A 24,971-nucleotide genomic window follows, 5' to 3' on the forward strand; every position below is an offset into this window, starting at 1 on the left:
ACCCCCGGGGGAGTAGGAAGCACCTGTGAGCACCTTCGACAACGCCACCGCTGACCGTCCGATCGGCCTCACCGCGCCCAGCGGCATCGACCGCTCCGCGCACCACCGTCTCGACGAGGCCTGGCTCGCCGCAGCCTGGAGCCACCCGACGACCAGAGTCTTCGTCGTATCGGGCGGACAGGCGCTGATCGACGACACCCCGGACGGCGGCACCGAGCTCGTCATGACCCCGTCCTTCGAGGCCCCGCTCACCGAGACCCACCGCTACTTCCTCGGCACCGACGAGGAGGGCGTGCGCTACTTCGCCCTCCAGAAGGACTCCCTGCCGGGTCGCATGGACCAGTCCGCGCGCCCTGCGGGCCTGCGCGAGGCGGGGCTGCTCCTCGGCGCGCGGGACGCCGGGCTCATGGTGCACGCCGTGGCCCTGGAGAACTGGCAGCGCCTGCACCGCTTCTGCTCACGCTGCGGCGAGCGCACCGTCATCGCGGCGGCCGGCCACATCCGCCGCTGCCAGGCCTGCGGCGCCGAGCACTACCCGCGCACCGATCCCGCGGTGATCATGCTGGTCACCGACGACCAGGACCGCGCCCTGCTGGGCCGCCAGGTGCACTGGCCGGAGGGACGCTTCTCCACGCTCGCGGGCTTCGTCGAGCCGGGCGAGTCGATCGAGCAGTCCGTGGCCCGCGAGGTGTTCGAGGAGGCAGGCATCACCGTCGGCGAGGTCGAGTACATCGCCAGTCAGCCCTGGCCGTTCCCGTCCAGCCTGATGCTCGGGTTCATGGCACGCGCCACCACCTCGGAGATCAACGTGGACGGCGAGGAGATCGAGGAGGCCCGCTGGTTCTCCCGCGAGGACCTGACAGCGGCCTTCGAATCGGGCGAGGTCCTGCCCCCGTTCGGCATCTCGATCGCGGCGCGCCTGATCGAGCTCTGGTACGGCAAGCCGCTCCCGAGGCCGGGCAGCGCCGGCTGACGGCGGGTGAGCGGGCGGGTGCGGCGGCATGGTGCGACACCCCGTGTGACGTGCGAGGGGACGCTCTCGGTAGAGTCCCCGGCCATGTCCGAATCGAACGTTCACCACGCGACCGTCAATGCCATCACGGCCAACGTCGGCCGCTCGACTCTGGCGTTCAAGGAAGCGAACGCGGACCGGCACCACGGAACGGCCTTCTGGTTCAACGACCTCATCGACACCACGGCCGACTCCGAGGTCATCAGGCAGTACCTCGTGACGGCTGCGGAGCTGACGCGGTACGACCTGGGCGAGCTGACTCTGCGACCCGAACTGTGCGAACCCGCGATGAGCGCGGAGAAGCTCCTCATGACGGACTTCGCCGACGGGTGGGTCGTCCTCGGTGACCTGGGTGTCGCCGTGCTGCCCACGGCCGGGCTGCACGCCCACGGCACTCGCAAGGGCTGGAGCTGGGCGACCGACGAGATCACGGACGGTCTCGCCGCGAACGACGAGGACATCGCCCGGATCGGTGCCGAGCCGCAGCCCGCCTACATCCTGGGCCACGACATGGGCGAGGCACGGGGAGAGAGGCTGCTGGCCGTCGTCGTGGGCGAGGTGGCACGCGGGACCGACGGCGACGTCCACTGGGGTTCCACCGTGCCCGAGGGGTGCGCCGGTGCTCCGGTCTTCGTCGGGACCGAGCTCGGAGGCGGCAGACTCAAGCTGGTCTGTGTCGGAGTCGTCCTGCCCGGTGAGAAGCAGAACCGGATAGCGACCTTCGACCGCATCAGGACCGCCGTGCGGGAGCTGGCAGCGGAGCCGGGCGCGGAGCCGGACCGGGAGCCGGGCCGTTACCGGGAAGCGGGACGACGGCCGAGCTGGTGGCGCAGGCGCCTCCGTCGTCAGTGATCCGCGCGCAGCTCGGCCACAGGCATGCGGGCAGCGCGGCCGACAGGCACGCGAGCAGGCCGCGCGGCATGCAGGCAGGTGGCACGCGGGCAGGAAGGCGGCACGCGGGCGAGCAGCACGCGGACATGGCGACGGCCCCGGAGCTTCCGCTCGGGGCCGTCGCCATGCCTACCTGCGTCAGGCGCCGATCTTCTGCTTGACCTGGGCCAGCGAGGGGTTCGTCAGCGTCGAACCGTCGGGGAAGAGCACGGTCGGAACCGTCTGGTTTCCGCCATTCGCCTTCTCGACAAATGCTGCCGAATCCGGGTCCTGCTCGATGTTGACCTCGGTGTACGCGATGCCTTCGCGGTCCATCTGGCCCTTGAGCCGGCGGCAGTAGCCGCACCACGTGGTGCTGTACATCGTCACAGTGCCCGGCATGTCGCTGGTGCTCCCTTGTCTTGTCCGTCTCGCTGGAAGGCGGAAAGAACACGTTCCCGTACCTTCCCGCATGCAGGGAACGTACGGGACCCGGCCGCCATTCCCGCGAGCGCACCCGTATCAGTACGACAAACGGCACCCCCTGTGGACAACTTCCGCACCCGCCCCCTGCGACCTGGCAGCATGGCGGGGTGACAGCAGCAACGCATTCCACCCTTTTCCCGCAGGTTCCCGAGTCCGCGGACGCCGTCCTCGACGGGCTCGACCCGGAGCAGCGCGAGGTCGCGCTGGCCCTCGCCGGACCCGTGTGCGTGCTGGCCGGAGCCGGTACGGGCAAGACGCGAGCCATCACGCATCGCATTGCCTACGGGGTGCGGGCCGGGATTCTCCAGCCGACGACCGTGCTCGCTGTCACCTTCACCAACCGCGCCGCCGGCGAGATGCGGGGCAGGCTCCGCCAGCTCGGCGCGACCGGTGTGCAGGCGCGGACGTTCCACTCCGCCGCCCTGCGCCAGCTCCAGTACTTCTGGCCGAAAGCAGTCGGTGGTGCGCTGCCGCGCCTGGTGGAGCGCAAGGTCCAGCTGGTCGCCGAGGCGGCGGCGCGCTGCGGCGTCCGGCTCGACCGCAATGAGCTGCGGGACGCCACGAGCGAGATCGAGTGGGCCAAGGTCACCCAGACCGTGCCCGCCGACTACCCGGCCGCGGTCGCCAAGACCCAGCGGGACGCCCCGCGCGATCCTGCCGAGCTGTCACAGATCTACGCGATGTACGAGCAGCTCAAGCGCGACCGGTCGGTGATCGACTTCGAGGATGTGCTGCTTCTCACCGTCGGCATCCTTCAGGACCGGCACGACATCGCCGAGCACGTGCGCACCCAGTACCAGCACTTCGTCGTCGACGAGTACCAGGACGTCAGCCCGCTCCAGCAGCGGCTCCTCGACCTCTGGCTCGGCGACCGGGACAACCTGTGCGTCGTCGGTGACGCCAGCCAGACGATCTACTCCTTCACCGGCGCGACCCCCGACCACCTGCTGAACTTCCGCACCCGCCACCCGAACGCGACGGTGGTCAAGCTGGTGCGGGACTACCGCTCCACGCCCCAGGTCGTTCATCTGGCCAACGGCCTGCTGAGCCAGGCCAGCGGCAGGGCGGCAGAGCACCGGCTGGAGCTGGTGTCGCAGCGCGAGAAGGGCCCCGAGCCCTCCTACACGGAGTACACGGACGAGCCCGCGGAGGCAGAGGGCACCGCCCGGCGGATCCGTGACCTGATCGCCGCAGGTGTTCCGGCCGGCGAGATCGCCGTGCTGTACCGGGTCAATTCCCAGTCCGAGGTCTACGAGCAGGCCCTCGCCGACGCCGGTGTGCCCTACCAGCTGCGTGGCGCGGAGCGCTTCTTCGACCGTGCGGAGGTGCGGGAGGCCGGCGTCGCCCTGCGCGGCGCCGCCCGCGCCGGGGGCAACGACTCCTTGCTCGACGGAGCCGAGGGGCTGCCCTCCGAGGTGCGGGCGGTGCTCTCCACCAAGGGGTGGACCTCCAAGCCGCCCAACGGTTCGGGTGCGGTCCGGGACCGCTGGGAGTCGCTGGCCGCCCTGGTGCGTCTGGCCGAGGACTTCCAACAGGCCAAGCCGGGAGCGACGCTCTCCGACCTCGTGGCGGAGCTCGACGAACGGGCCGCCGCCCAGCACGCCCCCACGGTCCAGGGCGTCACGCTGGCTTCGCTGCACTCGGCGAAGGGGCTGGAGTGGGACGCGGCCTTCCTGGTCGGTCTCACCGAGGGCATGATGCCGATCGCCTACGCCAAGACCGATGAACAGGTCGAGGAGGAACGCCGGCTGCTGTACGTCGGTGTCACCCGGGCCCGCTTCCACCTCTCGCTGTCCTGGGCCCTCTCCCGCTCGCCCGGTGGTCGCGGCGGCCGCCGGCCGACGCGCTTCCTGAACGGCCTGCGGCCCGGCTCGACCGCCTTCGGCGCACGGGGCGGCGCAGGGGGAGGCGGAGGCATCGACCGAGGTACGGGTACGGCCACGGGCAGCGGCGGTTCCGTGGCGGCCCGGCCCAGGCGCCGCGGGCCGGTGCTGTGCCGGGTCTGCGGCAAGACCCTCACCGAAGCCGGCGAGATGAAGCTGATGCGCTGCGAGGACTGCCCGTCCGACATGGACGAGGGGCTGTACGAGCGGCTGAGGCAGTGGCGTGCCGACCGGGCGAAGGAGATCGGCCAGCCCGCGTACTGCGTGTTCACCGACAAGACGTTGATGGCGATCGCCGAGGCGGTGCCGGACACCGAGGGCGAGCTCGTCGTCATCGCTGGTGTCGGCAACCGGAAGCTGACCCGCTTCGGAGCCGATGTGCTCGACATCTGTGCAGGTCGGACGCTGGAACCGGAGTCAGGAGCGGGCGACGACGACATGTGAGAAAAACTCGTCGAAAAAATAGTTTGCGCCCGCAGCAGTCATCACCATAGGTTCTTAACCACGGGAACAGCGACTTCTCTGAAGCCCTGATTCCGTGCTGTACTTATCCGAATACGCAGGACCGGCCCCGGCCGGTCCCCTGAGACGCCGAGAGGAGGCGATTCCTGTGATCAGCATCATCAACACCATCAAAATGACCGATCCGTCGGTCGCCTCCGCCTGCTCGCTCGGCCTCGCCTGCTCTTCGGAACTTTCGCTTCGTGTCACCGGTGTGTCCGGCATCTCCGTCGGCAACCCGCTGTCTCTGGCGAGCCTGCCCGTTCGGGAGCGCAATGAGCGACCGACCGAGGCACCGGCAGCAGCAGTAGCGAAGGGACAGGCTCGCGCCTATGCCTTTGCGGCCGTCGGTGCCGGAGCCAAGAAGCAGACGACACAGCACCACACGATGTGGGCCTTCCGTGGGCCTGAACCCTGGAGTGATCCAGCCTGATCCAGCATCAGGCCGGCGCCTTCAGGGCCGCGGAACCCCACTCGGGATCCGCGGCCCTTTTGTTTTGTCCGAACGGATGAGACGAGACGAAGGAGCCTCGGGACAAGCAGTACCTGGTACCAGCCGCCAACCGGCCAACAGGCCGGCATGACCAGACGAGGACAACACCACCGTGCAAACCGAGACGCACGCCCCGTCCGTACCGCCTTCCGACACGATCTCCCCGCCCGGCCTCACGGAGGACTCCACCTTGATCCCGCTCACCGCGCTCACCGCGCTCGACGACGCCATCGAGAACCTCGGCGTACCCGTCCCTTGCCGTTCGTACGACCCGGAGGTCTTCTTCGCCGAGACTCCGGCCGACGTCGAGTACGCCAAGTCCCTCTGCCGGACCTGTCCGCTCGTCGAGGCCTGTCTCGCCGGCGCCAAGGAGCGTCGCGAGCCGTGGGGCGTCTGGGGTGGCGAGCTCTTCGTCCAGGGCGTCGTCGTCGCCCGCAAGCGTCCGCGTGGCCGTCCGCGCAAGAACCCGGTCGCGGCGTGACCGCCGGCCTGGGGGTCATGTCCCCCACACGAACAAAGCGCATCGGAACCATCGACCGTCCCCAGACCCATGACCCCCGAAACCAGGCACCAATGATCACCCCCACGAAGGAGCCCGTCGGCTCCGCGACCCCGGACGTCACCATCATCGGCGCGAACGACTCGCGTCAGAACAGGACCCGCGAAATGCAACTCATCCCAGAAGCCCTGGCACGTGCGCATATGCACGACCGCCTGAGGGAAGCCGAGGTGGATCGCCAGGCAGTGCGCCTGGTGGCCGCCCGGCGGATGCAGCGCCGGGCGGAGCGTGCTTCGATGCGCGCCCGCCGTGCGCTCGCCATGGCGGTCATGCACTAACAGCGCCGCCGACAGCACGATGTGTCCGTCGCTCGACGGCGGCACGGCTGCGGGGCAACCGCTCTGCCCCTCACGCAGCCACCCACCCCTTCCGCGGGGCCGGTCCGAACAGGCCGGCCCCGCGGTGCGTTTGTGCCGAGCCCGCCGGACCGACGGGGATATCGTCGCGAGGTGGACGAGGAGACTGATCGCCCGGCGCGGCCGGGTGAGGGGCAGGTGTCATGTGCCCGGTGCGGCGTTGTCGCCGATGGTGAATCGGCACCCGTGACCTGGATCTGCTCCGTGGAGAACGGCAGACGCCAGTACTTCTGCGAGGACTGTTCCCGCGCCCATATCCGCGCGATCGAGGGCCGACTGGGCTCCGCCTGGTGGTGACGGGGGAGGCCGCAACTGTCAGGAAAGGCTCCGGGCCTCGACCGTTGCGCCCTCCTGGTCGTCAACGCCGGCCTGGTCGTCAACGCCGGCCTGGTCGTCAACGCCGGCCTGGTCGTCCATGCCCATCTGGTCGTCCTCGCCCTCCTGATCCGGCTCGTACTCCAGGAGGAACCCCGGCAGCCACGACTCCAGTTCGTCCCGCAGACGCACCGTGGCACCGAGTTGGCACAACACGCCGATGGTGCTCAGTGTGACGCGGTGTATCAACAGATAGGACGGCGGAAGGTTCAGCTGCTTGCCCAGCTGGTGGGCGGGGGAGCGCAGGTCGGCGATGCGGGCGGCCTGACTCCGCAGCCAGGAGCGGGTGAAGGTGAACTCGTCCACCAGCGCCGGTTCGATGATCGGCAGGAGATAGTCGAGTACGGCATCCGGCGCGAGTTCGATCGAGTCCTTGACGAACCCCTCCTCACGGAGCAGCTGGTACACGGCCTCGGCATCACCGTCCAGTGTCATCCGCAGTGAGTCGCCGATGGTCCGCGGCAGTCCGCCGGGCAGCCGGTCCACCGTTCCGAAGTCCAGGACCCCCAGCCTCCACCGGTTGCCGTCTCCGTCGGCGCTGTCCGCCTCGGCAGCCTCGTTCTCCTCCGCCCCGTCCTCCGCGTCCGCGCCAAGCGGAGGCAGCAGCCGGAAGTTGCCCGGGTGGGGGTCGGCGTGGAGCAGGCCGGTGCGTGCCGGTCCCGAGAAGAGGAAGCGCGCGAGCAGCTGACCTGCCCGGTCCCTCTGTTCCTGCGTGCCGTCGGCGATCACTTCCGACAGGGGGATTCCGCCCATCCACTCGGTCACGAGCACCTGCTCGGACTGGTGCACCACTCCGGGGATCGTCACATCGGGGTCGTCCTCGAACTCCGCCGCGTGTTCCTGCTGGGCCTGAGCCTCCAGCGCGTAGTCCAGCTCCTCCGAGACCCGGTCCCGCAGTTCCGTGATGAGCGGCTTGATGTCCATCCCGGGAATCAGCGGACCGAGCAGCCTCGCGAAGCGGCTGAGCTGGGTCAGATCCGAGAGCAGTGCCTCACCCGCGCCCGGATACTGCACCTTCACGGCAACGTCGCGTCCGTCGTGCCACACAGCGCGGTGGACCTGCCCGATCGACGCGGCGGCGGACGGCCGGTCCTCGAATTCGAGGAACAGCTCCCGCCAGTCCTCACCGAGACGCTCGGCCAGCACCCCGTGGACGGTGCGGGTCGGCATGGGCGGAGCGGCCTCCTGAAGCTTGGTCAGTGCCGCTCTGTACGGGCCCGCGACATCTTCGGGCAGCGCCGACTCGAAAACGGACAGCGCCTGCCCGAGCTTCATCGCACCGCCCTTCAACTCGCCGAGAACCTTGAAGAGTTGATCCGCGGTGCGCTGCTGGACCTCACGGGCGACGATCTCGGCGGACCTACCGCCTATCCGCTTGCCCAGGCCCCACGTGGCACGCCCGGCGAAGCCGAGCGGCAGCGCGGCCAGCTTCGCGGTACGGGTGACCGCCTTCCGGGGAAGATCAGACATGTGCCCCTCCAAGTCCCAGACTGCCGTGCCGCGTGAGTGTTCGGCCCTGCTCCGTCGGCGGCGGTCACCCCGCCATTGTGTCCTGTGCCGGGCAGGTCGCGGAGGTGAGCTCCCCCTCAGTCTGCCCGGCGGCACCACAGGAGCAGTCGAGGTGCGCGCCCAGCCGTTCGGTCCGCCACTCCAGCAGAGGCAGCGCGGCCTCCCAGCGGGCACCGGTGACAGCGGGCAGTTCCCCGTCGAGAAAGGACAGCGCATGGGTTGCCGCGAGACCGGCCACCGCCGTCGCCAGCCCCAGATCGCAGGCCGGCACCGTGCTACGCCGCCCTGACCTCCACTGCGCCAGCATCCGCGGCCACTGCGGGTCCTGGTCCGCACGGTGCAGTGCCAGACAGCCCGCACAGCCGGTGCCGCCCGGGAGCACCAGAGGACCGACCACCCCGGTGGCTTCGATCACTCCCGCGTAGAGGTGCGGCGTACCTGAGGCGATCCATGGTGCGGCGGTATCCGGATCGGGCGCGTAGACCGAGAGGCCGTCCCGCGGAGCCACCACGATCAGGGAGAGTGCGGGCTCGCCGCTCGCCGGAGGGCCCGCCGCCTCCGCCGACCGGGGAGGTCCGCCGGCCGCGGACCGGCGGACCAGCTGCCGGGCCGCCGAATCCCGCCGCTCCCCGACGGCTGCCGCCGGAAGACCGCCGGGCGCGATGTCCCACGGTTCGGTGCGGCCACCGTCGAGCACCTCGACCCGGCCCACTCCCGCCCCGGACAGCACCGCGGCGATCGTGGCGCCGACCCTGCCCGCGCCCCGTACCTGAACCCGCATCGCGCGCCGGGCCGCGAGCCTGCGCAGCCCGCTCCCGGGTTCCGGATGGACGACGGAAAGTGACGCGGCGTCAGGGCGCTGCCGCTCCAGGGTCTCGGCCCGCCGGCGTAATGCGTCGGCCTCCGGGCCGCCCGCACTCAAGTCGTCGAGCAGCCCCGCCTCCGTCAGGCGTGATACCAGGATGTCCACATGACGGTCCGACAGGTCCAGTGCTCCGGCCTCTTCGCGCAGCAGCGGGAGTCCGCGTGTTCCGTCGAGCAGTTCGAGGAAACTCCCGGTCGCGATATCCATCGGACCCAGCGTCACAGCATGCGCGGGCGTCACACCGAATTGCACGGTGTTCCGTCCGCGCCAGGCCCGGCGCAGCGCAGGTTTCAACATCGGATGCATGGCTTCTCCCCGGTCGGTGTCGGGCCGCGCCGTTCGGTATAGGCCGGCGCCTGGATCCGTTGTCAGAATGCAACGCGGTGGCGAAACGTGCGGAAAGTTATCCACAGGCCGGGGTATTAGTCGTTCAAATGGTGCACGCCGAGAAGTGGATCAACGCCGAACCGTACGGGAGGCAGGACTTCCCCCGCCGACAGCGGGTAACGTCATGGCGTGTCCGCCGACTCTTCACCCGGCCTCGCCGGGGAGACCTCCGTGCGCAGCGCCGGACGCCACCAGCGCAGCGCGGCCGCCCACCAGTCCCGCGCATCGGTGACGAGTGCGGTCGAGGTCCGCAGAAGCGCCCGGCGCAGCAGAACGGTCTCCGCGTACCGCGAGGGTGACCGCACGATCGTTCTCATCCCCGCCCGGATGTCGGAGGCGGAGGAGCAGCGCTGGGTCGGCGTGATGCTCGACAAGCTCGCCGCCCAGGAGAGCAAGCGGGTGATCGGCGACAGCGAGCTCGCCGAACGTGCCGAAGGGCTTTCCGCCCAGTACTTCGAGGGCCGGGCGCGCCCCGCCTCGGTGCGATGGGTGACCAATCAGAACACCCGCTGGGGCTCATGTACCCCAGCTGAGGGCAGCATCCGTCTCTCGCACCGGTTGCAGGGCATGCCGGAGTACGTCGTCGACTACGTCCTCCTCCACGAACTGGCCCATCTGCTGGTTCCCGGACACGGCCCTCGCTTCTGGCGCCTGCTGGAGGCGTATCCGCGTACCGAGCGGGCGCGTGGCTATCTCGAAGGAGTCGTCGCGGCCGAGCGGCTGCCGCATCTGCCCACCGCACGTGAAGAGTGACGTTCGGTGATTCTGTACCGGGTCTGTACCGACTTAGCTCAATGTCGTGGTTTGCGGTTAGCCTGACGCGACGCATTTACATTCGGGATGGGGGACGGTCGTTACGCATGGCCAGGGAATTCCAACGCGGCCACAAGGCCAAGATCAGTGATCTCACGCCAGGGACGGATCTGTACGTAGGTGTGCAGATCGCCGGCCCGGGCCTGACGTTCGACATCAGTTGCTTCGGTCTCGATGCCAATGAGCAGCTCTCGGACGACCGGTATTTCATCTTCTTCAACCAGCCGAAATCACCCGAGGAGTCCATTCAGCTGCTCGGCGCCCAGGCCGGCGACACCGAGTCCTTCCGCGTCACCCTCGACCGCATTCCGGCGAACATCCACAAGCTTTCGTTCACCGCGACTCTCGACGGTGCGGGGCAGATGTCGCAGGTCGGCCCCGGGTACATCCGGATCGTCGCCGGCGGCGAGGAAGTGGTGAAGTACGCCTTCACCGGTTCGGAGTTCACCACCGAGCGCGCGGTCATGCTGGGCGACTTCTACCTCAAGGACGTCTGGCGGTTCGCCGCGGTGGGCCAGGGCTTCGACGGCGGCCTGGACGCGCTGCTCAAGAACTTCGGCGGCGAGGTCGCCGAGGAAGCTCCGGCAGCACCGCAGCCACAGGGGGCAGCGCCGTCGTTCGCCCCGCCGGCCCAGTCCACCGCGCCCCCCGCTTTCGGCGCCCCGGCAGCGCCCCAGGCCCCGCAGCCCGCACCGTCGTTCGGAGTGCCCGCCGCACCGCAGCAGCCGGTGCACGCCGCGCCGACGATCGCGGCGCCCCTGGCACCCCAGGCGCCGGCCCCTTACGGGCAGCCGCCCCAGCAGCCGCAGTTCGGCCAGGTCCCGGGTCAGGCCGCGCCGCCGTACGGTCAGCAGCCCCCGCCGGCCGCCCCGTTCGGTCAGCAGCCGCCCGCCGTGCCGTTCGGTCAGCAGCCTCCGGCCTACGGGCAGCAGCCTCCGGGCATGCCTCCCGGTGCGCCCCAGGGAATGGTGCCCCAGGGTGTTCCGCAGGCCGGCGCAGGGCTGCAGGCAGCCCTGCAGCCGTACAAGGAGACGGCCACCGGGCAGCGCTGGACCTCGCAGAACCAGCAGCTCATGCGCGTGGACCTGACCATGGGAGGAACACCCGTGCTCGCCCGTCAGGGCAGCATGGTGATGTACCAGGGGAAGGTCGACTTCGGCTACAAGGGCGCCGGTTTCGCGGGCCGCATGGTCGGTAACGCCACCGGCCAGGAGATGCAGCTGATGCGCTGCACGGGTCGCGGGCAGGTCTTCCTCGCCGAGGAGGGATCGCACCTGCACCCCATCGAGCTGCAGGGTGACGGCATTTGCGTCTCTGCGGAGAGCGTCCTCGCGTTCGACGAGTCGCTGCAGTACGAGGTGCGCAGGATCGAAGGGCACGGGATTCCCGGCGGTGCCCTGTTCACCATGCAGTTCCAGGGCACGGGCACCGTCGTCGTCAAGACCCACGGTGTTCCGGTCGTCCTGCCGGTCACCCCGACCACGTTCGCCGACTGCAACGCGGTCGTGGCCTGGTCGGCGGCGTCCCAGGTGATCATCTCCAGCCAGGTCCGACTGCGCCGCAACGCGTACCCGGGCCACAGCGGGGAGACCGTGAACCTCCAGTTCCGGGGAGCCCCCGGGAACTTCATCGTCGTCCAGCCCTACGAGGTCTGAGGGAGCCCGTCATGAATCAGCAACTCGCGGGCTTCGCCCCGACCCCCGTCACGGCCCGGATGGAGAACCACGGCCGCACGATGCTCAAGGTCGCCATGGCCTCCGGGCAGGACCTCTACGCACGTACCGGCTCGATGGTGGCCTACGAGGGCTTCATCCAGTACGAGCCCAACCCGCCCGCCGTCCGCCAGATCGCCTCGCAGTGGATCACCGGCGAGGGCGCGCCCCTGATGAAGTGCGCCGGTGACGGGCTGCTCTACCTCGCCGACTACGGCGCCGATGTGGTCGTCATCAACCTCAACAACGACTCGCTGTCGGTCAACGGCACCAATCTCCTCGCCTTCGACGGCCACCTCACCTGGGGTGTTGAGCGGGTCAAGGGCCTGGCCAAGTTCGCCGGCCAGGGCCTGTGGAACGTCTGCGTCCAAGGCACCGGATGGGTCGCGATCACCTCGCGCGGCACGCCGATCGTCGTCGACTGCGGCCGTGGCGAGGACGAGACGTACGTCGACCCCGACGCGCTCGTCGCGTGGTCCCCGAACCTGAAGGTCAAGGGCAAGCGCAGCTTCAAGGCGAGCTCGCTCATCGGTCGGGGCAGCGGAGAGGCCTACCAGATGGCCTTCTCCGGTCAGGGCATCGTCGTCGTCCAGCCGAGCGAGGACAGTACCGACCGCCTGCGGATCCGGAACTGAGCGGGGGGAGAACACATCATGCAGAGTCCGCTTTTCAGCCACACCGAACAGCAGTCGCAGGACCGGTACACCGTCCAGAACCCGCAGCTCCTGCGGGTCTCGCTGACCGGTCATGACGACGTCCTCGCCCGTAAGGGAGCCATGGTCGCCTATCAGGGGCTCATGGAATTCGACGGCGAGTACCAGTCGCAGGGACAGCGCAACGCCCGCCGGAGGACGGGCGAGGGTCTCGACCTGATGCGCTGCTCGGGCCAGGGAACGGTCTATCTGGCCAACCTGGCCCAGTACATCCACGTGGTCGACGTCGACCGCGAGGGCATGACGGTCGACAGCGCGTACGTCCTCGCCCTCGACTCCTCGCTGCACACCGAGGTCATCGCGGTGGACAGCCAGTACGGGATCTCGGGCACGGGCAAGTACCAGCTCAACATCTCGGGCAGTGGCAAGGTCGCGCTGATGACCTCGGGCCAGCCGCTGATGATGCAGGTCACGCCCGACAAGTACGTGAACGCCGATGCCGACGCGATCGTTGCCTGGTCGAGTGGGCTGAGGGTGCAGATGCAGGCGCAGACGCACTCCTCCGGCGTTTTCCGGCGCCGCGGCAACACGGGCGAGGGCTGGGAGCTCAGCTTCCTGGGCCAGGGCTTCGCGCTCGTCCAGCCGAGTGAGGTGCTGCCTCCGCAGCACGCGCAGATCGGCCAGGGCGCGGCAGCGCAGTTCGGCGTGGGTCAGCACGGCGCCCACAGCCAGAACCAGAACAACGCCTGGAACTGAGTCACCCGGATCGGACACGGGTAAGGGGCGGCATCTTCGGAGGCCGCCCCTTACCCGTGCCCGCGCACGGGCTAGTTGCCGTGCTCCAGCCGTGCCCGGGTCCGTTCCACCAGCCGCACGACCGAGGCGTCCGCGACTCCGGCCACCTCTTCGTACGGGAACCAGCGCAGATCGAGGGACTCCTCGCTGATCCGTTCCGTCGCGCCCGCGGGAGGCGTAGCCGCGTACTGGACGTCGAGGTGCCAGTGACAGGGCGCCGGGATGGGGTGCCGGTCCAACCGGACCGGCCCGCCGGGCAGCAGGGTCAGCCCGGTGATGCCGGACTCCTCCGTGGCCTCACGCAGAGCCGCGGAAGGCAGGGTCGAGTCCTGCGGCTCGCAGTGGCCGCCCATCTGGAGCCACATCTGCAGCTTCCTGTGCAGCGTCAGCAGGACCCGGCCCCGCTCCGGATCGATCACCAGTGCGCTGGCCGTCAGATGCCCGGCCCCGCAGGCCTTCCACATGCCGTCCGGGTGCCCGGCCAGATGGTCCAGGTACGTCTGGCGCAGCTCGCTCTGGTCCTCCTGCTCCGAGTCGTAGCCCTTGAGTACGAGAACGGCGTCGTCATGCAGGCTCACTTGTCGGTGTCGTCCTTGCCGTCGTTCTTCGAGTCGTCGCTGTCCGAGTCGTCCGAGTCCTCGGACGCGGGCTTGTGCGGGCCTTTCGCGGCCTCGCCGAGCATCTTGTCGAGCTCGGAGAAGTCCAACTGCTCGTGGTGCACGAACCCGTCCGGGTCGTCCAGGTCATGGGCCGTCGGCAGCATGTCAGGGTGCTCCCACAGGCCGTCACGGCCGTCGACGCCCCGGGCGTCCGTGAGCGAGGCCCACAGCCTCGAAGCGTCCCGCAGGCGGCGCGGACGCAGCTGGAGGCCGATGAGGGTGGCGAAGGTCTGCTCGGCGGGACCGCCGGACGCACGGCGCCTGCGCATCGTCTCGCGCAACGCGTCCGCCGAGGTCAGCCGGGGCTTCGCGGCCTCGTGCACGACGGCGTCCACCCAGCCCTCGACGAGGGCGAGCGCTGTCTCCAGGCGGGCGAGCGAGGCCTTCTGCTCGGGTGTGTCCTCGGGCTGGAACATGCCCTGCTGAAGCGCGTCCTGCAGCTGCTCGGGCTGCGTCGGGTCGAACTGGCCGACGACGTCCTCGAGCTTGCTGGTGTCGACCTTGATGCCGCGCGCGTACGCCTCGACCGCACCGAACAGGTGCGAGCGCAGCCACGGAACGTGGGCGAAGAGCCGCTGGTGGGCGGCCTCACGCAGTGCGAGATACAGCCGCACCTCGTCCTGCGCGACGCTCAGGTCCTTACCGAACCGCTCGACGTTCAGCGGAAGCAGCGCGGCCTTGCCGGCCGGGCCCAGGGGGAGGCCGATGTCCGTGGAGCCGACGACTTCGCCGGCGAGCACGCCGACTGCCTGCCCGATCTGCTGACCGAACATGGCACCGCCCATCGAGCGCATCATCCCGATCAGCGGGCCCGCCATGGCCTGCATCTCCTCGGGCAGGACGTCGCCCATGGCCAGCCCGACCCGCTCGGCCACCGGGTCCACCAGCTGCTGCCAGGCAGGAAGGGACGCCTCGACCCACTCCGCACGGCTCCACGCCACGGTCGAGACGGAACCGGAGGGCAGCGACGTCACCCCGTCCAGCCAGAGATCCGCCAGACGGAGCGCCTCGTCGACCGCCGACCGGTCCGACGGGCCGACGCTCGCGTCCTTGCTGCCGTCCGGCGTGCCCTGCGACACCGTCTGGCGGGCGATCTGCTTGGCCATGTCCCAGTTGACGGGGCCGCCCTCGTAGCTCAGCATCTGGCCGAGCTGCTGGAAGGCCGCTCCCAGGTCGTTCGGGTTCATCGTGCCGAACATCGCGGCGAACGGGTTGTCCCCGCCCGCGCCCGGCCCGATGCCGAACGGGTTCGCCGGCCCGCCCGAACCCTGCCCACCTCCGGTGGGGTCCTTCTTCTTGCCTTCGTCGCCGTTCTCCGGCTCCTCCGGCGGAAGGCCGAATCCGAATGGGGTGTCACTCACGGGTTTCCTCGGCTCGTAGGGCCGCCGGCTCGAACCGACGGCGACTGCCCGACATCACCATCCAGCGTAGACACCAAAGCCCGCTTAGGGGCTCAGTGCTCCGCCGGCTCCCGGCCTGCGGCAGGATGGACGCCACCTGGTACGTACGCGTCATTCGGGTACGTACTGAAGACAACCGCTGGAGACGCCCGGTGAGTTCCCCAGATCCACAGGTTCGCGCAGCGCGAAACCTGGCCGACCCCTCGCCCGAGAGCAAGCCGACGAAGAATCCTTCCAGAAGCCGGGGCCCCGTCGTCGCGGTCACCGGTGCCGCGACCGGCGTCGGTGAGCTTCTCACCGCGCACCTCGCCGCATCCGACGAGATCAAGCAGGTCATCGCCATCGATGAGCGCCGGGGGGAGGTGTCCGAGGCCACCTGGCACATCCTGGACGTACGGGACCCCGCCATCGCGGAGAAGCTGCGTGGTGCGGACGTCGTCGTGCACCTGGCGCTCGATCTCGACCTGGAGACCGACCCCGCGGCCCGTACCGCGTACAACGTACGCGGCACCCAGACCGTGCTGACGGCCGCGGCGGCCGTCGGGGTCCACCGGGTCGTGCTGTGCACCTCGGCGATGGTCTACGGCGCGCTTCCCGACAACGACATCCCGCTGTCCGAGGACGCCGAACTGCGTGCCACGGCGGAGGCCACCGGTGTCGGCGACCTGCTGGAGATCGAACGGCTCGGGCGCCGGGCACCCCGTGCCCACCCCGGACTCAACGTGACGGTGGTACGCCCGACCGTCCTGGTCGGCGGCACGGACACCGCGCTGACCCGCTATTTCGAGTCGCCGAGGCTCCTGGTCGTCGCCGGATCGCGGCCTGCCTGGCAGTTCTGCCACGTCGAGGACCTGGTGAGCGCCCTGGAGTACGCGGCCCTGGAGAAGATCGACGGGGAGTTCGCGGTCGGCTGCGACGGCTGGCTGGAGCAGGAGGAGGTGGAGGAGCTCTCCGGCGTGCGCCGCATGGAGCTGCCGTCCGCCGTCGCCCTCGGGGCAGCGGCCCGGCTGCACCGGATCGGCCTCACCCCCTCCCCGGCGGGCGACCTCGCCTACACCATGCACCCCTGGGTGGTCAGCGTGAGCCGGCTCCACGACGTCGGCTGGCGGCCGCGGTGGACCAATGAGGAGGTTCTCGGAGCGCTCCTGGAAGAGGTGGAGGGGCGCCACACGGTCGCCGGCCGCCGCCTCGGCCGCAAGGACGCCACCGCGGCAGGCGCCGCGGGAGCCACGGTCGCGCTGCTGGGCACGGCGGCGCTGGTACGCCGCGCCCGCAAAGCGCGCCGACGCTTCTAGAGGGGCCCGGGCCCCTCGTCTCCCCAGGCGCGCGCCGGGCGCTCCCGGGGGGACCTGTAGGAGGCTCCAAGCAGGCCGGCCGGGCTGCTGGTCGAAAGCGCTATTCCGCGATGTCGGCGCCGTGCGGCACGATGGGTCCCATGGCACGCACCCACGACCACCCCGGCGAGCAGGCAGCTCAGGACCCGATCCGGCTGCTGGAGATCAGGGAGACGCCGCTCTCCGTCGACGAGATCTTCCGTGCGGTCGGCGACGACGCCGCCGGCGGCATCGCGCTCTTCGTCGGCACGGTGCGCAATCACGACGACGGACAGGACGTCGGCACGCTCGGCTACTCCTGCCATCCGAGCGCCCAGGACGAGCTGCGCAGAGTCGCGGAGAAGGTCGTCGCGCAGTACCCGGTGAGGGCGCTGGCCGCCGTCCACCGGGTGGGTGAGCTGGGTGTGGGCGATCTGGCGGTGGTCGTCGCCGTCTCCTGCGCCCATCGGGGTGAGGCCTTCGATGCCTGCCGCAAGCTGATCGACGACCTCAAGCACGAGGTCCCCATCTGGAAGCACCAGCGTTTCTCGGACGGCACGGAGGAGTGGGTCGGCGCTTGCTGAGCGCAAACCGCCTCAGGGGTGTTCAGCCCCGATTTGCGTAACCGCACCCCTGCCATGAGCGTTGGTCCTGCAGGTGGTTAATCTTCTGATCGTCAGTTGCGGTCGCTCATGGGGTAGGGAGGTCGTGATGGCAGCACTCGCTTGGCTTCTGATTCCACTTTTCGCCGCCCTCGGCGCGGCGATATGGGGAGGGTGGGCAGCCCGCAATCGAACGACCGGCGATGTCACCGAACTCGCCGGCTACGCCAGGTTCCGTGAAGCGATGGAGAAGTCGGACTCCGGTTCCGAGGCGGTCTGAGACAGCGGCAGCTGTACGCAGTTGCCAATCCCGCATCGCGTCAACGCTCTCCCTTCGCGCGTTCTCCGCGCAGCGAGCTGACCGGCGGTCCCTTCAGCCATCCCCGTGCCATGCGGCCCCGCGCCCGTACGGACCGGCCCCGACGGTGCACTGACAAGCCCTTCCCGTACTGTCGTTCCATGCCACGCCGCACCGCGACGATGCTCGCCTCCACGCTCATTCTGATCGCGCTGCTCTGCGTGGGCGTGCTGATCCCCGTGCCGTATTCGGAGATGTCTCCCGGCCCGACCGTGAACACCCTCGGCGACGCACGTGGCGAACCCGTTCTGCACATCACCGGCCGCAAGACCTACCCGACATCCGGGAACCTCAACATGACGACGGTCCGCGTCACCGGCGCGGACTACGACATGAACATCGTCGAGGCCGTCTACGGCTGGCTGGCCCACGACAGCGTGATCGTGCCGCACGACACCCTCTACCCGGACGGCAAGACGGAGGAGGAGTCGACGCAGGAGAACGCGGAGGAGTTCAGCCAGTCCCAGGAGAGCGCCAAGGTCGCGGCCCTCGAGGAACTGAAGATCCCCGTCACCTCACGCGTCGTGGTCTCCACCGTCGTCAAGGACAGCCCCGCCCAGGGCAAGCTCCACGCGGGCGACGTGATCAAGGCCGTCGACGGTACGGCGGTCGAGCAGCCCGAGGACGTCGCGAAGCTCGTCACCGAGCACAAGCCCGGTGAGGACGTCGTGTTCACGATCATCCCCGCCAAGGCAGCGGCCGCGGCAGAGAAGGCCGGCAAGGAGCCCCAGGGCACGCGTGAGATCACCCTCACCACGCGGAAGGCCCCGACGGAGGACCGCGCGATCGTCGGCATCCAGGCCGGGACGGACCACACCTTCCCGTTCGAGATCGACATCAAGCTCGCCGACGTCGGAGGCCCGAGCGCCGGGCTGATGTTCTCGCTGGGCATCATCGACAAGCTCACGCCCGGCCAGCTGACGGGCGGGAAGTTCATCGCCGGCACCGGCACCATCGACGACAGCGGCAAGGTCGGGCCGATCGGCGGCATCAACATGAAGCTGGTCGGTGCGCGTGATGCCGGCGCCCGGTACTTCCTCACCCCCGACGACAACTGTGCCGCCGCGGCAGCCGACACCCCGGGCGGTCTCACCCTGGTGAGGGTCAAGACCCTCGACGACGCGAAGAAGTCCCTGGAGAAGATCCGCGCAGGCGACCCGGCCGGCCTGCCGAGCTGCTCGACAGGCTGAGTCGGCCCGCACGCGACCACAGGCTGAGACCGGCCCCCGCGCGACGGCAGGGGCCGGGACAGGTTCCGCGGCACGGGACCAGCCGGGTTCCGCGGGACGGGCCGAGCAGGCTCCGCGGGACGGGAAGCCCCGCGGAACCGCAGGAATCAGGCTTCGAAGGTGGCCGCGAGCGCCTCGGCCAGCCCCGGGACCAGGCCCGCGCCGGTCAGGACCTCGGTCGGGGAGTCCTTCTCCCGCAGCCGCACGGCGGAGTCCCGCGCCCCGTCCCGCAGAACAGCCACGGTCATCCGGACCTCCTGCCGGTCCGGGTGCTTGGCGACCCACTTGGTCAGCTGGCTGTCGCTCAGGCCTTCCGGCACGGAGGCCTCGGCGGACGGCGGCAGCATCAGCCGCTCCACCGTCATGGCGCAGCCGACCACGGCGTCGGGCCAGGCGATCGTGGCGAGGAACTCGTCCAGGGCGGTGCCCGCGGGAAGCTCCTCCTGTTCGATAGGGGTGAAGGCGGCGGTGGTCGACGAGGCGTCGTCGAGACCGAGCTGGGCCGCGAGGCCCGGCTCGCTGGCGCGCAGCCTGGCGGTGTCGACGAGTGCGAACAGCCGGGCGGGCTGATCCCAGCCGAGGCCCGCCGCGTAGGCGTCGATTTCGAGTACGGCGACGGTGAGGGGGCTCGCGGCCATCGGAGGGCCTGAAGGGGAAACGTTGGGCATGGTCAATATCCTGCCTCCTTCCGCCCCGGGAACGGGAACTAGGTAAAGCCTCAGTAAGTTGCATAGGTGGGCTCTACGATCGCTGGGCCTGCTTCACACGACCGCGAACTTCGAGGTGCGCACGTTGGCTTTCCAGATGCCGGACCGCGGCGGAGGCCCGACCGGGCCACGGATCAGAGTCGGCCGCCCGTCCCGGCGCGTCCGTACCCTGCTCATGACACTGGGTGTCCTGGCGGTTCTCGCCATGGCCTTTGTCATGTTCGCCGGGTTCTGGACGGACTGGCTCTGGTACCGGTCGGTCGCGTATTCATCCGTCTTCACCACCACCCTGTGGACCAAGATCGGGCTGTTCCTCGTCTTCGGACTGCTGATGGCCGTCGCCGTCGGCGTGAACATCTGGCTCGCGCACCGGCTGAGGCCGCCGCTGAGCGCGATGTCGCTGGAGCAGCAGAGCCTGGACCGCTACCGGATGAGCGTCGCCCCGTACAAGAAGTGGGTGCTGCTCGCGATCACCGCCCTCGTCGGGCTGATCGCCGGAGCGTCCGCGTCGGGCCAGTGGCGTACGTGGCTGATGTACGTCAACGGTGTGCCGTTCGGGCAGAAGGACCCCCAGTTCAAGCTGGACGTGGCCTTCTACGCCTTCGACCTGCCGTGGTACCGCTTCATGCTCGGCTTCGGCTTCGCCGCTGCCGTGCTGTCGCTGATCGCCGCAGCGCTCACGCACTACCTGTACGGCGGGCTGCGGATCACCAGCCCCGGCGCACGGGCCACGGGTGCGGCCACCGGCCATCTCTCCGTGCTGCTCGGCATCTTCGTCTCGCTGAAGGCCGTGGCGTACTGGCTCGACCGGTACGGCCTGGCCGTGAAGTCGAGTGACTTCAAGGCCACGGACAACTGGACGGGCCTGCGGTACGTCGACGCCAACGCCTACCTCCCGGCGAAGACGATCCTGTTCTGCATCGCCGTCATCTGCGCCCTGCTGTTCTTCGCGACGCTCTGGCGGCGCACGTGGCAGCTGCCGGTGATCGGCTTCGGCCTGATGGTGCTCTCCGCGATCCTGATCGGCGGGCTCTACCCGGCGATCGTGCAGAAGTTCCAGGTCCAGCCGAACGAGCAGGCCAAGGAAGCACCGTTCATCCGGAAGAACATCGACGCGACCCGCGATGCCTATGACATCGACGACGCGAAGGTGGACGACTACTCGGGCAAGAGCACGACCACGGACGGCGCCAAGCTCCGGGCCGGTGCGGACGCCGCGGCCAGCTACCGCGTGATGGATCCGAACGTCGTCTCGCCGGCTTTCCAGCAGCTCCAGCAGAAGAGGAACTACTACCAGTTCCCCAAGACCCTGGACGTCGACCGCTACAAGGGAACCGACGGCAAGGAGCAGGACACCGTCATCGGCCTGCGCGAGCTCAACCTCGACGGCCTCCCCAAGCGGAACTGGATCAACGACCACTTCACGTACACGCACGGCTACGGCGCCATCGCGGCCCGGGGCACCACGACGGGCACCAACCCGGCGGGCTCCCCGGACTTCACGGAGTCGGGCCTGCCGACCACCGGTGAGCTGCCGAAGTACGAGCAGCGGATCTACTACGGCGAGAAGACCGAGCAGTACTCCATCGTCGGAGGGCCCCAGAAGGAGCTCGACTACGAGGAGGACGGCGAGAAGACCACCAGCTACAAGGGCAACAGCGGGGTCAGCCTCGGCAACGCCTTCAACCGCGCTGCCTACGCCGTGTCCTTCAGCGAGCCGCAGATACTCTATTCCGGAGCCATCGGCGAGGGTTCGCGGATCCTGTACAACCGCACCCCCAAGGAGCGCGTCGAAGCGGTCGCCCCCTGGCTGACCATCGACGGAGACGCTTATCCGGCGGTCGTGGGCGGCCGGATCCAGTGGGTCGTCGACGCCTACACGACGACCAACGGCTATCCCTACGCGTCGCGTACGACGCTCGGTGACACCACGGCGGACTCGCTGACCACCAACCAGCGCGCCGTCGTCGCCCAGCAGAACCAGGTCAACTACATCCGCAACTCGGTGAAGGCCACCGTCGACGCGTACGACGGCAAGGTCAAGCTCTACGAGTGGGACACCGAGGACCCGGTGCTCAAGACCTGGCGCAAGGCGTTCCCCGGAACCGTGAAGTCGCGTGGGGACATCCCGCAGGACCTGATGGACCACCTGCGCTACCCGCAGGACCTGTTCAAGGTTCAGCGGGAACTGCTCACGCGCTACCACGTCCAGGATCCCGCGCAGTTCTACAGCGGCAGTGACGCCTGGCAGGTTCCGGACGACCCCACCAACAAGGAGCCCGGGGCCGTCCCGCCGTACTACCTGAGCATGAAGATGCCGGGTCAGGATGCGCAGCGGTTCTCTCTGACCACGACGTTCACACCGAAGGGACGGCCCGACCTCGGGGCGTTCATGGCGGTGGACGCGGACGCGGCCAGCAAGGACTACGGCACCATAAGGCTGTTGAGAGTCACCACCACGGTGAAGGGCCCGGGCCAGGTACAGAGTGAGCTCAACGGCAACGACGACGTCGCCGAGTTCGTGAGGAACCTCAAGGGCACCGACTCGGACATCGAGTACGGCAATCTGCTGACCGTGCCGCTGGACGGGGGCTTCCTCTACATCGAGCCGGTGTACACGCGCGGTGGCACCCAGAACTATCCGCTGCTGCGCAAGGTTGCCGCCTCGTACGGGTCGAAGATCGTCTTTGAGAACAGCCTCGGGGAGGCGCTCAACGCGGTCTTCGGGGTGGATGAACCCGATACGACCACCCCGCCGACGGAGCCCACCGAGCCACCGGGTGACACCACCGAGCCGCCTGCCACCGGGGAGGCCGCTCTGAAGAAGGCCATCGCGGATGCGCAGAAGGCGTACACCGCGGGTGAGGCGGCCCTCAAGGACAACGACTGGGCTGCCTACGGCAAGGCGCAGGCGGACCTGGAGGACGCCCTCAGGCGAGCGGCGGCCGCCCAGCCCAAGGCCGCCGGCGGTGCCGACGCGGCAGATACGGCGGCAAAGCCCGACACGGCCGACAAGGCCGATGAGAAGGGCGAGGACCAGGGCACCTGAGAAAGTTCCACCCCGCGTCGTGGTACGGTTTGAACACAACGACGCGGGGTGGAGCAGCTCGGTAGCTCGCTGGGCTCATAACCCAGAGGTCGCAGGTTCAAATCCTGTCCCCGCTACTGAAGACTGAGGCCCGGATCCTGAAAAGGATCCGGGCCTCAGTCATGCCGTCGATTGTCGCCTCGGCCACTTTTTCAAGTTGTCGGTGTGAAGTGCGGTTCGCAGAGCACGAGTTGAGCTTGAACGTGTTTGACTTGTCTCTCTGTGGGCATGTCGACAAAACGCTGAAGTGACCTCACTGGCCGCGGTATACCAGGTGTACGCGGGTTGCAGGTGGTGCGACGATGGTATTTATGGGGGACAGGGCAACTCTGTTGGAGACAGGGCGGTTTGTGCAGCGACACGTTCGGAAGACGGAAAACGTGGCGGATGCGGTATTTGCCGCTGCCCTCGCCGAGGCCGCCGACACCGCTGACGACACCTCCGCCGAGGACGCCGCCTACGCCACGGACACCACAGATACCACGGACCATGCCGAGACCGAGGCACGACACCGTCGTGCGGCGGAGGCCGGCGACGCCGCGTCGATGAGCGTCCTCGGCGCGCTCCTGCTGCGCCGCGGCGACCTCGACGGCGCCGAGTCCTATCTGCGTGCCGCCACCGCCGAGGGCGACCGGGCCGCAGCCAACAACCTGGGTGTCCTCCTCCACCAGCGCGGGTACGCGGACGAGGCCGCCGGGTGGTGGCGCATCGCCGCCGTCGCCGGGTCCGCCGCCGCCGCGCACGCCCTCGGGCGCCACTTCCGGGAGTGCGGCGACGAGCCCGGGGCCGAGTACTGGCTGCGCCAGTCCGCCGAACAGGGGCACGCACTGGGCGCCTACGCCCTGGCCGACCTGCTCGAGCACCGCAGCGACGTGGGAGCCGAGCGCTGGCTGCGGGCTGCCGCCGAACAGGGCCACCGGGAGGCCGCGTACCGCCTGGCACGCACCCTGGAACGCAACGCCGTCGAGGAGCCGCAGGACGCCTTCGGCATGGGGCGGAACGCCGGAGCGGGCGCGCCGAGCGTCCTGGACGGCCGTGCGGCGACCGGGAAGGGCGACGGCCCCGTCGCGGGTCCGGCGACCGGCCGGGTGGGCGAGGCCGAGCAGTGGTACCGGCAGGCTGCCGCGCGCGGTCACCGCCGTGCCGCCCTGCACCTCGGAGCCATCCTGGAGCAGCGCGGTGAGCTCAAGGAGGCGGGCCGCTGGTACCTCACCGCGGCCAAGGACGGTGAGCCCCGCGCTGCCTGCGCCCTCGGTTTCCTGCTGCGCGACGCGGGCGACGAGGAGAGCGCGGCCGTGTGGTGGCTGCGCGCCGCCCAGGACGGCGACGGCAACGCCGCCAACGCCCTGGGAGCACTCCACGCGGCCCGCGGCGAGCAGCAGACCGCCGAGCGCTGGTACCGCGCCGCGATGGACGCGGGCGACGTCAACGGCGCGTACAACCTCGGTCTGCTCTGCGCGGCCCAGGACCGTACTCCCCAGGCCGAGCAGTGGTACCGCCGTGCCGCCTACGCGGGACACCGCGAGGCCGCCAACGCGCTGGCCGTGCTGCTGCTCCAGGCGGGCGACGGCACCGGCGCCGAGCCGTGGTTCTCCAAGGCGGCCGAGGCGGGCAGTGTGGACGCGGCGTTCAACCTCGGCATCCTGCACGCCGGACGCGACGAGGACCGCACGGCGCTGAGCTGGTACCAGCGGGCGGCCGCGGCGGGGCACACCGATGCCGCGCTGCAGGTCGGCATGGCGCTGCTGCGCGACGGTGAGGAGCGGGAGGCGGAGCGCCATCTTCGCTGCGCCGCCGGTGGCGGCAGCGCCGAGGCGGCGTTCCGGCTGGCCGGCGTGCTCGATCTGCGCCAGCCGCCGCCCGGACCGCCCGGACTGGGCGAGCCGATGCCGGAGAAGACCGAGTGCGAGGAGTGGTACGAGCGCGCGGCCGAGCAGGGGCACCGCCGTGCCCAGGTCAGGGCCGGGATGCTCGCCGCGGCCCGCGGCGACATGGAGAGTGCCGCTCGCTGGTACCGCGAGGCGGCCGAGTCGGGCAGCCGCAACGGGGCCTTCAACCTCGGCCTGCTCCTCGCCCGTGAGGGCAGCGAGCGCGAAGCGGCCCTGTGGTGGGGTCGCGCCGCGAACGACGGTCATGGCCGGGCCGCCCTGCGCCTCGCGCTGCTCGCCGCCCGCCGCGGTGAGCTCACGGAGGGGCAGCGCTGGTGTGCCCGTGCCGTCGAGCTCGGACCGGCGGAGGTGGCCGAGCGGGCCGCCCGGTTGCTGGAAGCGCTCCACCAGGAGCTCACCGCGTAACCATGTGCTCCCGGGGGCGCAGGGGCCCGCGGAAGGGATTTGCGCTGGTCGG

General features: G+C 69.7%; 22 protein-coding genes and 1 tRNA gene. 17 read left to right on the forward strand and 6 right to left on the reverse strand.

Translation table 11 applies throughout. From position 1 onward, the window contains the following. Nucleotides 1-25: 25 nt before the first annotated feature. Together nudC and ACFW9O_RS24500 are read left to right on the forward strand one after the other, a co-directional pair. Nucleotides 26-973: an NAD(+) diphosphatase gene (gene nudC, locus ACFW9O_RS24495; RefSeq protein WP_384612130.1), complete on the forward strand. Its 948-nt coding sequence runs from the start codon at nt 26-28 to the stop codon at nt 971-973. Between the two features lie 84 nt (nt 974-1,057). Continuing rightward, nucleotides 1,058-1,864, forward strand: coding sequence for a hypothetical protein (locus tag ACFW9O_RS24500; RefSeq protein WP_384612132.1), 807 nt, complete (start codon nt 1,058-1,060; stop codon nt 1,862-1,864). Nucleotides 1,865-2,041: 177 nt separating this feature from the next. Here ACFW9O_RS24500 and ACFW9O_RS24505 read toward each other — a convergent pair whose 3' ends face one another. Then, nucleotides 2,042-2,284, reverse strand: a complete 243-nt coding sequence (locus ACFW9O_RS24505; RefSeq protein ID WP_203182343.1) for a mycoredoxin — start codon at nt 2,282-2,284, stop codon at nt 2,042-2,044. A 191-nt stretch (nt 2,285-2,475) separates the two neighbouring features. Here ACFW9O_RS24505 and ACFW9O_RS24510 point away from each other — a divergent pair, with 191 nt between their 5' ends. The 4 genes from ACFW9O_RS24510 to ACFW9O_RS24525 all read left to right on the forward strand — a co-directional run bounded on the left by ACFW9O_RS24510 (nt 2,476) and on the right by ACFW9O_RS24525 (nt 6,082). After that, complete coding sequence (locus ACFW9O_RS24510) at nt 2,476-4,695, forward strand: ATP-dependent DNA helicase UvrD2 (RefSeq protein ID WP_384612134.1); 2,220 nt, start codon at nt 2,476-2,478, stop codon at nt 4,693-4,695. A gap of 166 nt (nt 4,696-4,861) precedes the next feature. After that, the gene (locus ACFW9O_RS24515) at nt 4,862-5,185 is read left to right on the forward strand and encodes a hypothetical protein (protein ID WP_384612136.1); all 324 of its coding nucleotides are present in this window, start codon (nt 4,862-4,864) and stop codon (nt 5,183-5,185) included. 172 nt (nt 5,186-5,357) lie between these two features. Continuing rightward, the gene (locus ACFW9O_RS24520) at nt 5,358-5,726 is read left to right on the forward strand and encodes a WhiB family transcriptional regulator (RefSeq protein WP_351167944.1); all 369 of its coding nucleotides are present in this window, start codon (nt 5,358-5,360) and stop codon (nt 5,724-5,726) included. Then, nucleotides 5,723-6,082 carry a hypothetical protein gene (locus tag ACFW9O_RS24525; protein WP_351167946.1) on the forward strand — a complete coding sequence of 120 codons (360 nt, stop codon included), beginning with the start codon at nt 5,723-5,725 and terminating at the stop codon, nt 6,080-6,082. The genes ACFW9O_RS24520 and ACFW9O_RS24525 overlap by 4 nt, the downstream gene beginning before the upstream one ends. Before the next feature lie 393 nt (nt 6,083-6,475). Here ACFW9O_RS24525 and ACFW9O_RS24530 read toward each other — a convergent pair whose 3' ends face one another. Beyond that, nucleotides 6,476-8,005 carry an ABC1 kinase family protein gene (locus tag ACFW9O_RS24530; RefSeq protein ID WP_384612138.1) on the reverse strand — a complete coding sequence of 510 codons (1,530 nt, stop codon included), beginning with the start codon at nt 8,003-8,005 and terminating at the stop codon, nt 6,476-6,478. Between the two features lie 64 nt (nt 8,006-8,069). Continuing rightward, on the reverse strand, nt 8,070-9,215 hold the full coding sequence (locus ACFW9O_RS24535; RefSeq protein ID WP_384612140.1) for a ThiF family adenylyltransferase: 1,146 nt from the start codon (nt 9,213-9,215) through the stop codon (nt 8,070-8,072). A 210-nt stretch (nt 9,216-9,425) separates the two neighbouring features. Here ACFW9O_RS24535 and ACFW9O_RS24540 point away from each other — a divergent pair, with 210 nt between their 5' ends. The 4 genes from ACFW9O_RS24540 to ACFW9O_RS24555 all read left to right on the forward strand — a co-directional run bounded on the left by ACFW9O_RS24540 (nt 9,426) and on the right by ACFW9O_RS24555 (nt 13,230). Continuing rightward, nucleotides 9,426-10,049: a M48 family metallopeptidase gene (locus ACFW9O_RS24540; RefSeq protein ID WP_351167954.1), complete on the forward strand. Its 624-nt coding sequence runs from the start codon at nt 9,426-9,428 to the stop codon at nt 10,047-10,049. Nucleotides 10,050-10,156: 107 nt separating this feature from the next. Further along, nucleotides 10,157-11,764, forward strand: a complete 1,608-nt coding sequence (locus ACFW9O_RS24545; protein ID WP_384612142.1) for a TerD family protein — start codon at nt 10,157-10,159, stop codon at nt 11,762-11,764. An 11-nt stretch (nt 11,765-11,775) separates the two neighbouring features. Further along, entirely contained in the window at nt 11,776-12,456 is a 681-nt protein-coding gene (locus tag ACFW9O_RS24550) for an AIM24 family protein (protein WP_329207599.1), read from the forward strand. A gap of 18 nt (nt 12,457-12,474) precedes the next feature. After that, entirely contained in the window at nt 12,475-13,230 is a 756-nt protein-coding gene (locus ACFW9O_RS24555; protein ID WP_351167960.1) for an AIM24 family protein, read from the forward strand. 71 nt (nt 13,231-13,301) lie between these two features. Here ACFW9O_RS24555 and ACFW9O_RS24560 read toward each other — a convergent pair whose 3' ends face one another. Together ACFW9O_RS24560 and ACFW9O_RS24565 are read right to left on the reverse strand one after the other, a co-directional pair. Beyond that, entirely contained in the window at nt 13,302-13,847 is a 546-nt protein-coding gene (locus ACFW9O_RS24560) for an NUDIX hydrolase (protein ID WP_384612144.1), read from the reverse strand. Continuing rightward, nucleotides 13,844-15,289 (reverse strand): zinc-dependent metalloprotease, encoded by a 1,446-nt coding sequence (locus ACFW9O_RS24565; protein ID WP_384612146.1) that lies wholly within the window; start codon nt 15,287-15,289, stop codon nt 13,844-13,846. Before ACFW9O_RS24565 ends, ACFW9O_RS24560 begins: the two co-directional genes overlap by 4 nt. Before the next feature lie 191 nt (nt 15,290-15,480). Here ACFW9O_RS24565 and ACFW9O_RS24570 point away from each other — a divergent pair, with 191 nt between their 5' ends. The 4 genes from ACFW9O_RS24570 (at nt 15,481) to ACFW9O_RS24585 (ending at nt 18,791) form a co-directional block, all read left to right on the forward strand. After that, nucleotides 15,481-16,623, forward strand: coding sequence for an SDR family oxidoreductase (locus ACFW9O_RS24570; RefSeq protein ID WP_351167966.1), 1,143 nt, complete (start codon nt 15,481-15,483; stop codon nt 16,621-16,623). A gap of 140 nt (nt 16,624-16,763) precedes the next feature. Then, on the forward strand, nt 16,764-17,225 hold the full coding sequence (locus ACFW9O_RS24575; protein ID WP_351181278.1) for a molybdenum cofactor biosynthesis protein MoaE: 462 nt from the start codon (nt 16,764-16,766) through the stop codon (nt 17,223-17,225). Nucleotides 17,226-17,352: 127 nt separating this feature from the next. Continuing rightward, nucleotides 17,353-17,523, forward strand: a complete 171-nt coding sequence (locus tag ACFW9O_RS24580) for a hypothetical protein (protein WP_329207588.1) — start codon at nt 17,353-17,355, stop codon at nt 17,521-17,523. A gap of 179 nt (nt 17,524-17,702) precedes the next feature. Beyond that, nucleotides 17,703-18,791: a PDZ domain-containing protein gene (locus ACFW9O_RS24585; protein WP_384612148.1), complete on the forward strand. Its 1,089-nt coding sequence runs from the start codon at nt 17,703-17,705 to the stop codon at nt 18,789-18,791. 146 nt (nt 18,792-18,937) lie between these two features. Here ACFW9O_RS24585 and ACFW9O_RS24590 read toward each other — a convergent pair whose 3' ends face one another. Then, a complete protein-coding gene (locus ACFW9O_RS24590) occupies nt 18,938-19,498 on the reverse strand; it encodes a PPA1309 family protein (RefSeq protein WP_384612150.1) in 561 nt (186 codons plus the stop codon). A 136-nt stretch (nt 19,499-19,634) separates the two neighbouring features. Here ACFW9O_RS24590 and ACFW9O_RS24595 point away from each other — a divergent pair, with 136 nt between their 5' ends. From ACFW9O_RS24595 to ACFW9O_RS24605, 3 genes are all read left to right on the forward strand, one after another. Further along, nucleotides 19,635-22,586, forward strand: a complete 2,952-nt coding sequence (locus ACFW9O_RS24595; protein ID WP_384612339.1) for a UPF0182 family protein — start codon at nt 19,635-19,637, stop codon at nt 22,584-22,586. Nucleotides 22,587-22,628: 42 nt separating this feature from the next. After that, nucleotides 22,629-22,702, forward strand: a tRNA-Met gene (locus ACFW9O_RS24600). Nucleotides 22,703-22,927: 225 nt separating this feature from the next. Next, nucleotides 22,928-24,919 carry a tetratricopeptide repeat protein gene (locus ACFW9O_RS24605; protein ID WP_384612152.1) on the forward strand — a complete coding sequence of 664 codons (1,992 nt, stop codon included), beginning with the start codon at nt 22,928-22,930 and terminating at the stop codon, nt 24,917-24,919. Nucleotides 24,920-24,971 lie beyond the last annotated feature (52 nt).

The organism is Streptomyces sp. NPDC059499 (assembly GCF_042749285.1).
In the GTDB taxonomy this organism is placed as follows: Bacteria; Actinomycetota; Actinomycetes; order Streptomycetales; family Streptomycetaceae; genus Streptomyces.

Bases quoted from the DNA above. Each gene is read 5' to 3' on its own strand.
- ACFW9O_RS24500 (WP_384612132.1), top strand. From the start codon at position 1,058: ATGTCCGAATCGAACGTTCACCACGCGACCGTCAATGCCATCACGGCC.
- ACFW9O_RS24505 (WP_203182343.1), bottom strand. From the start codon at position 2,284: ATGCCGGGCACTGTGACGATGTACAGCACCACGTGGTGCGGCTACTGC.
- ACFW9O_RS24530 (WP_384612138.1), bottom strand. From the start codon at position 8,005: ATGTCTGATCTTCCCCGGAAGGCGGTCACCCGTACCGCGAAGCTGGCC.
- ACFW9O_RS24535 (WP_384612140.1), bottom strand. From the start codon at position 9,215: ATGCATCCGATGTTGAAACCTGCGCTGCGCCGGGCCTGGCGCGGACGG.
- ACFW9O_RS24545 (WP_384612142.1), top strand. From the start codon at position 10,157: ATGGCCAGGGAATTCCAACGCGGCCACAAGGCCAAGATCAGTGATCTC.
- ACFW9O_RS24550 (WP_329207599.1), top strand. From the start codon at position 11,776: ATGAATCAGCAACTCGCGGGCTTCGCCCCGACCCCCGTCACGGCCCGG.
- ACFW9O_RS24555 (WP_351167960.1), top strand. From the start codon at position 12,475: ATGCAGAGTCCGCTTTTCAGCCACACCGAACAGCAGTCGCAGGACCGG.
- ACFW9O_RS24575 (WP_351181278.1), top strand. From the start codon at position 16,764: ATGGCACGCACCCACGACCACCCCGGCGAGCAGGCAGCTCAGGACCCG.
- ACFW9O_RS24580 (WP_329207588.1), top strand. From the start codon at position 17,353: ATGGCAGCACTCGCTTGGCTTCTGATTCCACTTTTCGCCGCCCTCGGC.
- ACFW9O_RS24585 (WP_384612148.1), top strand. From the start codon at position 17,703: ATGCCACGCCGCACCGCGACGATGCTCGCCTCCACGCTCATTCTGATC.
- ACFW9O_RS24590 (WP_384612150.1), bottom strand. From the start codon at position 19,498: ATGCCCAACGTTTCCCCTTCAGGCCCTCCGATGGCCGCGAGCCCCCTC.
- ACFW9O_RS24595 (WP_384612339.1), top strand. From the start codon at position 19,635: ATGCCGGACCGCGGCGGAGGCCCGACCGGGCCACGGATCAGAGTCGGC.
- ACFW9O_RS24605 (WP_384612152.1), top strand. From the start codon at position 22,928: ATGGTATTTATGGGGGACAGGGCAACTCTGTTGGAGACAGGGCGGTTT.